The 8217-nt window shown below is 74.3% G+C and carries 7 protein-coding genes; 2 read left to right on the top strand and 5 right to left on the bottom strand.

What is annotated here, in order from left to right; genetic code table 11:
- Nucleotides 1–138 precede the first annotated feature (138 nt).
- Complete coding sequence (locus tag ACFV4G_RS13105; RefSeq protein WP_380439554.1) at nt 139–1014, bottom strand: sulfurtransferase; 876 nt, start codon at nt 1012–1014, stop codon at nt 139–141.
- Nucleotides 1015–1179: 165 nt separating this feature from the next.
- Here ACFV4G_RS13105 and ACFV4G_RS13100 point away from each other — a divergent pair, with 165 nt between their 5' ends.
- Complete coding sequence (locus ACFV4G_RS13100; protein ID WP_380439586.1) at nt 1180–1920, top strand: VOC family protein; 741 nt, start codon at nt 1180–1182, stop codon at nt 1918–1920.
- 22 nt (nt 1921–1942) lie between these two features.
- Here ACFV4G_RS13100 and ACFV4G_RS13095 read toward each other — a convergent pair whose 3' ends face one another.
- From ACFV4G_RS13095 to ACFV4G_RS13080, 4 genes are all read right to left on the bottom strand, one after another.
- Nucleotides 1943–2599 (bottom strand): thymidine kinase, encoded by a 657-nt coding sequence (locus ACFV4G_RS13095; RefSeq protein WP_380439552.1) that lies wholly within the window; start codon nt 2597–2599, stop codon nt 1943–1945.
- A gap of 88 nt (nt 2600–2687) precedes the next feature.
- Nucleotides 2688–3875: an alkaline phosphatase family protein gene (locus ACFV4G_RS13090; RefSeq protein WP_380439550.1), complete on the bottom strand. Its 1188-nt coding sequence runs from the start codon at nt 3873–3875 to the stop codon at nt 2688–2690.
- Between the two features lie 177 nt (nt 3876–4052).
- Nucleotides 4053–4652, bottom strand: coding sequence for a DUF5998 family protein (locus ACFV4G_RS13085; RefSeq protein WP_380439548.1), 600 nt, complete (start codon nt 4650–4652; stop codon nt 4053–4055).
- Between the two features lie 92 nt (nt 4653–4744).
- Entirely contained in the window at nt 4745–7594 is a 2850-nt protein-coding gene (locus ACFV4G_RS13080; protein WP_380439546.1) for a GNAT family N-acetyltransferase, read from the bottom strand.
- 229 nt (nt 7595–7823) lie between these two features.
- Here ACFV4G_RS13080 and ACFV4G_RS13075 point away from each other — a divergent pair, with 229 nt between their 5' ends.
- Nucleotides 7824–8105 (top strand): HPr family phosphocarrier protein, encoded by a 282-nt coding sequence (locus tag ACFV4G_RS13075; protein WP_359964780.1) that lies wholly within the window; start codon nt 7824–7826, stop codon nt 8103–8105.
- Nucleotides 8106–8217 lie beyond the last annotated feature (112 nt).

Genomic DNA, 8217 nt, shown 5'->3' with positions numbered 1-8217 from the left:
GCCGGCGCCCCCGGGGCCGCGGGGGTCATCTCTTCGCCGCCCCCGGCGGCGCCAACCCCCACCACACCCGGCCCGCGGGGGGGGGGGGGGCCCCGCGCCCCCCCCCCCCCCTTCCGTGCGCCCGCGGGCGCGGGACGCTCAGCCCGGCTGCTCCGTGACCGCCACCGGACGGCTCGCGTCACTCGACCACTCGCTCCACGACCCCGGGTACAGCGTGGCCGGCACGCCCGCCACCTCCAGTGCCAGGACCTGGTGCGCCGCCGTCACCCCCGACCCGCAGTACACGGCCGTCTCCCGCTCCCCCGCGCCCAGCGCGCGGAACCGCTCGGCCAGCTCCGCGGCCGGCCGGAACCGCCCGTCCGCGCCGACGTTCTCGGTGGTCGGCGCCGACACCGCGCCCGGGACGTGCCCCGCGCGCGGGTCGACCGGCTCCGTCTCGCCCCGGTAGCGCTCTCCCGACCGGGCGTCCAGCAGCAGGCCGCTGCGCGCCCACGCCGCCGCGCCGTCCCCGTCGATCGTCGGCATCTTGCCCGGGACGGGCTTGAAGTCGCCCTCCTCCTCCGCCGGCACCTCGGCCGTCACCGGAAGCTTGGCCGCCGACCACGCCGCGTAACCGCCGTCCAGCACCCGCACGTCGCGGTGCCCGGCCCAGCGCAGCAGCCACCAGGCGCGGGCCGCCGACAGCGAGGGCCCGCCGTCGTACACCACGACCGGACGGTCGGCGCAGACACCGAAGCGGCGCATCGCGGCGCCGAACTCCTCCAGGTCCGGCAGGGGGTGGCGGCCCCCCTGGCCGGGAGCGCCGGGCGCGGCCGCGAGGTCCCGGTCCAGGTCGACGAAGTGCGCCCCCGGCAGGTGCCCGGCCCGGTACTCCTCCGCGGCCGTCGGGCCGCCCGCGGCCGCACCGACCAGCTGGTAGCGCACGTCCAGCAGCACCGGCGGACGCGACGAGGCGAGCGCCTCCCGCAGCCCGGCCGCGGAGATCAGCGGGGAACCGTCGTTGTAGGTGGTCATGCGGGCCATTGTCGCGCAGCGCGGCCGAACCGCCGCTCTTTGTGCGGTCTTTGCCGGAATTTCCGCGCGGCCGAAGGGTTGGTCGCGCGCCGGAGTGGAAGCATCACCCTCGCGTGCGCGAATTCCGTGCGCCAACCGCCCGTGAGGAGGCCCGCATTGCCCGCGGTGAAACTCCGGCTCGCCCAGGGCACGCCCTGCTGGGTCAGCCTGCTGACCGACGACCTGGCCGGTGCCCGAGCGTTCTACGGCGACCTGCTCGGCTGGAGCTACTCCCCCGGGCCGGCCCAACTCGGCGACTACGTCCGGGCCGAGCTCGACGGCGAACCGGTCGCCGGCCTCGGTGTCTCCAGCGCCACCGGCTTCCCGGTGCAGTGGACCACCTACTTCGCCGTGGACAGCGCCGACTCCGCCGCCCAGCTCGTGCGCGAGTGCGGCGGCACCGTCGCCGTCGGGCCCCTCCAGGCCGAACGCGCCGGACGGATGGCCATCGCCGCCGACGTCTCCGGCGCCGTCTTCGGCCTGTGGCAGGGCGAGGAGCACGTCGGCCGCGAGGCCGGACCCGAACCCGGCGGCCCCGCGTGGGCCGAACTGCTCACCACCGACGCCGAGGGCTCCACCGCGTTCTACGCCACCGTCCTCGGCCGCACCCTCCGGCCCGGCGCCGACGAATCCGCGCTGCTCGTGCAGGGCCGGCCGGTCGCCGGCATCCGGCACGGCGCCGAACTGCGCGGCCACCCGCCCCGCTGGCGGATCCACTTCGCCGTCCGCGACGCCGCGCTCACCGCCCGGCGCGCCACCGAACTCGGCGGCCGGGTCCTGGTCGAGCCGCACGACACCGCGCGCGGCCGGGCCGCCCGGCTGGCCGACCCGCAGGGCGGGCACTTCTCCGTCCTGGAACCCCGCTAGGAACGACGGCCCGGGACCGGCCTCACGACTGGGACTGCTCGAAGGGGAGCACGTCCGGGGAGAGCACCGAGGCACGGGCGGTCGCCGCGGTCAGGCGGCGGCGGTGGTGCCGGCGGCACAGCACCTCGTAGCCGACCTCGTCCTCCTTCACCGAGATGTCGCCGATCACGACCTGCGCGCCCTCGACGACCATCACGCCGCCGACCGTCCGCGCGTTGTGGGTGGCCCGCGCGCCGCACCAGCACAGCGCCTCCACCTGCAGCACCTCGACCCGGTCGGCCAGCTCGATCAGCCGCTGCGAGCCCGGGAAGAGCCGGGTGCGGAAGTCCGTCGTGATCCCGAACGTGTAGACGTCGATGTCGAGTTCGTCCACCACCCGGGCCAGCTGGTCGACCTGCCCGGCCGCGAAGAACTGGGCCTCGTCGCAGATCAGGTAGTCCACCCGGCCGCCGGCCGACAGCCGCTGCACCACGTGCGCGTGGAAGTCGAAGTCGTCGGTCACCTCGACCGCCTCGGCGCGCAGGCCGAGCCGGCTGGAGATGGTCGCCGCGCCGGCCCGGTCGTGGCGGGTCAGGATGACCCCCTGCCGGCCGCGGGCGGTGTGGTTGTGGTCCATCTGCAGCGCCAGCGTCGACTTGCCGCAGTCCATCGTGCCCGAGAAGAACACCAGTTCAGCCATGGGTGGAGCAAAGGCCTTTCACATCAGGGGAGTTCGGGCACCGGGGAAGCGGTGGCAGCGGCGCTGCGGACGACATCGGCGGCACGGCTCAGGCGCGCACTTCGAGCAGCGGCACGAACTGCTCGACCGGGGTCATCGAGCCGTGCAGTCCGATCATCGCCGACTCGCCGGGCTCGTTGCGGGAGGCGATGATCGCGACGTCGTCCCGGGCCGCGGCGACCACGTCGCCGATCCGCGCGTACACGCGCTCGTCCACGACCGGGCCGAACCAGCCCGCCGCGATCGCCTCGTCCCTGGTCGCCACCCACATCCGGTCGCCGAGCACCTCGCTCCAGACCGTGTACACGTCCGCCGCGGCCCCCGGCACCGCGTACACGTGCCGGGCCCGGCCCTCGCCCCCCAGCAGGGCCACGCCCGCGCCGAGCTCCCAGTCCTCGTCGAAGTCGATCCGGTCCTCCGGCGCGATGTCGATCATGCCGTGGTCGGCCGTGACGTACATCGCCGAGCGCGGCGGCAGCCGCTCGGCCAGCCGGCGGGCCAGCCGGTCCACCGCGTCCAGGGTCATCCGCCACTCGTCCGAGTCCACGCCGAAGCGGTGGCCCGCGCCGTCCAGCTCACTGACGTACGTGTACACCAGCGCCCGGTCGTGCTCGGCCAGCCAGGCCGCGGCCCGGTCCATCCGCTCCTCGCCGGTGGTCCGGCCCATGAACGTGCCGCCGGACAGCGCCACCCTGGTCAGCGGGGTCTGCGCGAACAGCGGGGACGACACCTGCGCCGTCGCCACCCCGGCCGCGTGCGTCCGCTCGAAGACCGTCGGGTACGGCTGCCAGGCCGCCGGGTCGGTCGGCGGCTGCCAGCGCAGCTGGTTCATCAGGTACCCGGCACCGGGGACCGCCACCGTGTAACCGGCCAGACCGTGCTGCCCCGGCGGGGTGCCGGTGCCCACCGACGCCAGCGAGGTCGCCGTCGTCGACGGGAACCCGGCCGTCAGCGGACGGCCCGAGCCGCCCATCGAACTGCCCGCCAGCGAGGACAGGAACGGCGCGTACTCGGGGTGGCGCAGCAGCAGCTCCCAGCCGAGGCCGTCGACCAGGAACACCACCACGCGGTCGGCCGGGGCGATCGGCAGCGTCGCCGAGAAGCCCTCGACGCCCAGCCCCGCCGCGACCGAGGGCAGCAGGTCGCAGAGCGAACCGCTGCCGTAGGCGGGAGCGGGGGCGGTGGCGGGATCGAGGATCTCGAAGGCGTCGTAGCCGTCGGAAGGTGCGAAAGACATGGATCCGGTTTCGTGGCGGTCGGCGGCGCGGTCGGCGGCAGTCGTCCTGAGCGGGCAGTCGTTCTGGGCGGGTGGTCGTTCTACGCGGGCGGTCGTTCTACGCGAGCAGTCGTCCTGCGTGAGCAGTCGTCCTGCGCAGGCGGTCGCTCTACGCGGGCGGTCGGGCGGGGGCGGGGCTCAGGCCCGCGGGCCGTTGCTGACCGTCGCGTCCGACAGCGCCCGGGCGAACACCAGCGCCTGCGCGACCGTCTCCGGACCGTCGCCGGCCTCGCTCACCCGCAGTGACAGGTCGTCAGCCGTCGCTGAACCCGTGTAGCCGTGGTCGGCCTCGCAGTTCGGGTCCGAGCAGCCCGCCGGCTCCAGGTCCAGCCGCTGCACCGCGCCCCAGCCGATCGTCAGCACGACCTCGCGCGGCAGCGTGCCCGGCGTGTACGTCTCCGGGTTCGCCACCATCCGGCTCACCACGACCGAACCGATCCGGTCCAGCCGGACGCTCTCCGTCGACGTCGTCGCGAGCGGCACCGACGGGCCGGCGGCGTCCCCGGTCTGCTCGTCGGTGTGGCTCACCACGAACCGGGTCGGGGTCAGCACCAGCACGGTGACGTGCCGGCGCACCTCGTTGGCGTCGAACGTCGTCTCCTGGTGCACCAGGTACGAGCTGATCGGCTCCGGGCCAACCGCGGACTCCACCGCTTCGGACACCAGGGCCGGGTAGTAGCCGCTGCGCTCGATCGCCGAGCGCAGGTCCTGAGTGGTGGTGGTACCGGTCTTCGCCATAACTCCATCCTGGCATGGTCCGCCGACGAAGCGGGCGGCGCGGCGCCGAGCTTCGGACAACAGCGCCCACGGGCAGGCGCAACCAAGGAAGGTTACAGGCTGCTCATGGCGCGCGGGCCCAGATCACTGCGGACGGGCAGGGGCGCGATGCGCACCCGCGCCCCCAGGATCGCCAGCCCGTGCGGGGCCACGACCACCGGTTCGAGGTCCACCGACGCGACCTCCGGCAGATCGTCCACCAGCCGCGACACCCGCAGCAGCAGCTCCTCCAGCGCGCCCGTGTCCACCGCCTCCGCGCCCCGCCAGCCGAACAGCAGCGGAGCCGCCCGCACCTCCCGGATCAGCCCGGCGACGTCCTGATCGGTGGCCGGAACCAGCCGGTGCGCGACATCGCCCAACAATTCGGCCGGCGCCCCCGCCAGCCCGAAGGACAGGATCGCGCCCACCGCCGGGTCGACCGTGGCGCCGATCACGGTGTCCACCCCGCGCGGAGCCAGCCGCTGCACCACCAGCTCGGCCTGCGCCGCCCCGCCGAGCAGGGCGTCCAGCTCGCGGTGGGCCCGGCGCAGGCCCGGCTCGCCGGTCAGGTCCAGGCGGACGCTGCCCAGGTCGGGGCGGTGGCGCAGGTGCGGGGCGGTCGCCTTCAGCGCCACCGGGTAACCCAGCGCCGACGCCGCCCGCACCGCCGTCCCCTCGTCCGGGGCGGGCAGGGTCGGCGAGACGTCGATGCCGTAGTGGGCCAGCAGCGCGCGGGTCTCCGCGTCGGGCAGCGTGATCCGGGCGCCGCCCGGCTGGGTACGGGCCGCGACCGCCGCGCGGGTGTTCAGCGCCGCGTCCACCAGCACGCGGGCCCCCGGCTCGTCGATCCGGTCCAGCTCCGGCACCCGGGCCGTCTCCTCCGCCTCCGCCATCCGGCGCCGCCACTGCCCGTAGTGCACGGCGTGGGCGAGGGCCCGCACCGCACGCTCCGGCGCCGCGAACGCCGGGATGCCGCCCGGACGCAGCCGCAGCGGCAGATCGGTCAGCGCCAGGTGCGCCAGCACCAGCGGCTTGCCCAACTCCCGCGCCCGCTCACCGGCTTCGAGCAGCGCCGTGGCGATCTCCGGATCGTCCGAACCCATCTCCGGATCCTCCGGACCGGCCAGCCGGCCGCCCATGAACGCGTGCGCGGACGTGCCGATCGGCGGGATCGCGACGGCGATCACGGCGTCCACGGCGGGATCGGACAGGGCGACGTCCAGCGCGATCCGGAAGTTCTCACCGGTCGCACCGGTGGTCAGGTCCACGGGCGTACGGGGGCGCAGGCCCGCGCTCAGGCAGGCGTCGTACGTCAGCAGGCCCAGCGAGTCCGAATTGCCGACCACGGCGACCCGGTCCCCCGGCGGCAGCGGCTGCTGGACCAGCAGCTCACCGGTGTCGTACAACTCGGTGATCGTCTCCACCCGGGTGACCCCGGCCTGCTCGAACAGCGCGTCCACCGTCGCGTCGCGCAACCCCGTCGCCGTGGCTGGCACGGCGTGGCCCGGCGGCAGGCTCCCGGTGTGGCGCGCACCCTTCACGACGACCACCGGCTTCGCCGCGGCCAGACGGCGGGCGATCCGGGTGAACTTGCGCGGATTGCCGAACGACTCCAGGTAGAGCAGCACCACCTCGGTCGCGTCGTCCTCCGCCCAGTACTGCAGGAAGTCGTTCCCGGACACGTCGGACCGGTTGCCGACCGACGCGAACGACGAGACGCCGAGCCCCCGGCGGTGCGCGGCCTCCAGGAGCGCCACCCCGATCGCCCCGGACTGGCAGAAGATCCCGAAACCGCCGCGCCGCGGCAGGTGCGGCGCCAACGAGGCGTTCAACGGCTGCCCGGGATCCGTGCTGATCAGACCGAAGGCGTTCGGACCGACCACCCGCATCCCCGCCGCACGGGCCTGCCGCACCAGCGCCCGCTGGCGGTCACGGCCCTCCGGGCCCGTCTCCGCGTACCCCGCCGTCACCACGACCAGGCCCTGCACCCCATGGGCGCCGCACTCGGCGACCGTCGCCGGCACCGCACTCTCGGGGACGGCGATCACGGCCAGGTCCACCGGCCCCGGGACGTCCCGGATCGAGCGGTACACCGGGACACCGTCCAGCTCCGTCCCGGCCGGAGCCTTGCGGTTCACCGCGTACACGGGACGCAAGGCCTCCCCGTCCCCGCGCTTGCTCTCGAACTCGGCGTCGAAACCGCCCAGCAGATCCCGCAGCAGCGCCCGCCCCACCGTCTGCGGATTGCGCGAAACCCCGATCACCGCCACCGAACGCGGCGTGAGCAGCCGCTGCACCGAACGCGCCTCCGCACGATGCTCCCGCGCCCGCATCACCGCCAGCGAGCGGTCCGTCTGCTCCAGGTCGAACTCCAGGTGCACCACACCGTCCGCGAAACTCCGGTGCTGCGTGTAGCCGGCGTCCGTGAAGACCTTCACCATCTTCCGGTTCTCCGGCAGCACCTCCGCCTGGAAACGACGGATCCCCCGCTCCTGCGCCACCGCCGCGATGTGCTCCAGCAGCGCCGACGCCACCCCGCGGCCCTGATGCGCGTCCTGCACCAGGAACGCCACCTCGGCATCCGTCCCGGAGTCCGACGGACGGCCCTCGGCATCGATCCGGTCGTACCGCACCGTCGCGATGAAACGGTCCCGGACCACCACGGCCAGCGCCACCCGGTTCACGAAGTCGTGGTGCGTGAACCGGCGGACGTCCTTCTCCGAGAGCTTCGGATAGGGCGCGAAGAAACGGAAGTACTTCGACTGGTCCGAGACCTGCTCGTAGAACTCCACCAGCCGCTCGGCATCGGCGGGAGTGATCGGCCGGATCCGGGCCGTGCCGCCGTCGCGCAGCAGGATGTCGGCCTCCCAGTGCTGCGGATAGTCCGGATGCCCTGGGTGCTGCGCCGCCGCGGAGTCGTCCACGATCGTCAGGTTATCCGGCGGCGGGCCGAATGGCGCCCGGCGTGCACGCGCGGCAGGGTGGACAGGGCCACTGGCCGGGCCTTATGCCAGGAAAATGCCCCGAAAAGAAACAATCACAACTCCCGAACGCGGCGGCTCGCCGGGGTCGACTGCGTGCAACACTGGTCTAGACAACATGGCCGCTTCCCCGAGCACGGCCGTGACCAGCTTCACCGGAAAGGCACGTCTCATGGCCGAGCGCCGCGTCACCATCGGTTGGGCCGAGGGCCTGCACGCCCGTCCCGCCTCCATCTTCGTCCGGGCCGTGACGGCCACCGGCGTGCCGATCACCATCGCCAAGCCCGGCGGCAACCCCGTCAACGCCGCCTCCATGCTCGGCCTGCTCGCCCTCGGCGCCCAGGGCGGCGAAGAGGTCATCCTCGCCACCGACGCCGAGAACGCCGACGAGGCCCTCGACCGCCTCGCCAAGCTCGTCGCCGAAGGCCTCGAAGAACTCCCCGCCGCCGCCTGAGCGGGCGTACGGACCAGCCCGAGAGGGGGGGGGGGGGGGTGGGGGGGTGGGCGAGAAGGACCGCCGCGCCACCCCACAGACCCCGGGGCACACGAAACACGAACCAGAGGAG

Source organism: Kitasatospora sp. NPDC059747 (genome assembly GCF_042732955.1).
Classification (GTDB): Bacteria; Actinomycetota; Actinomycetes; order Streptomycetales; family Streptomycetaceae; genus Kitasatospora.
Note: the sequence above shows the minus strand (reverse complement) of the source record. Positions and strands in the feature narration are given on the sequence as shown.

What these genes read in the sequence shown, in the direction of transcription:
- ACFV4G_RS13090 (WP_380439550.1), bottom strand. Translation starts at nt 3,875, where the DNA reads ATGTCTTTCGCACCTTCCGACGGCTACGACGCCTTCGAGATCCTCGAT.
- ACFV4G_RS13105 (WP_380439554.1), bottom strand. Translation starts at nt 1,014, where the DNA reads ATGACCACCTACAACGACGGTTCCCCGCTGATCTCCGCGGCCGGGCTG.
- ACFV4G_RS13075 (WP_359964780.1), top strand. Translation starts at nt 7,824, where the DNA reads ATGGCCGAGCGCCGCGTCACCATCGGTTGGGCCGAGGGCCTGCACGCC.
- ACFV4G_RS13085 (WP_380439548.1), bottom strand. Translation starts at nt 4,652, where the DNA reads ATGGCGAAGACCGGTACCACCACCACTCAGGACCTGCGCTCGGCGATC.
- ACFV4G_RS13095 (WP_380439552.1), bottom strand. Translation starts at nt 2,599, where the DNA reads ATGGCTGAACTGGTGTTCTTCTCGGGCACGATGGACTGCGGCAAGTCG.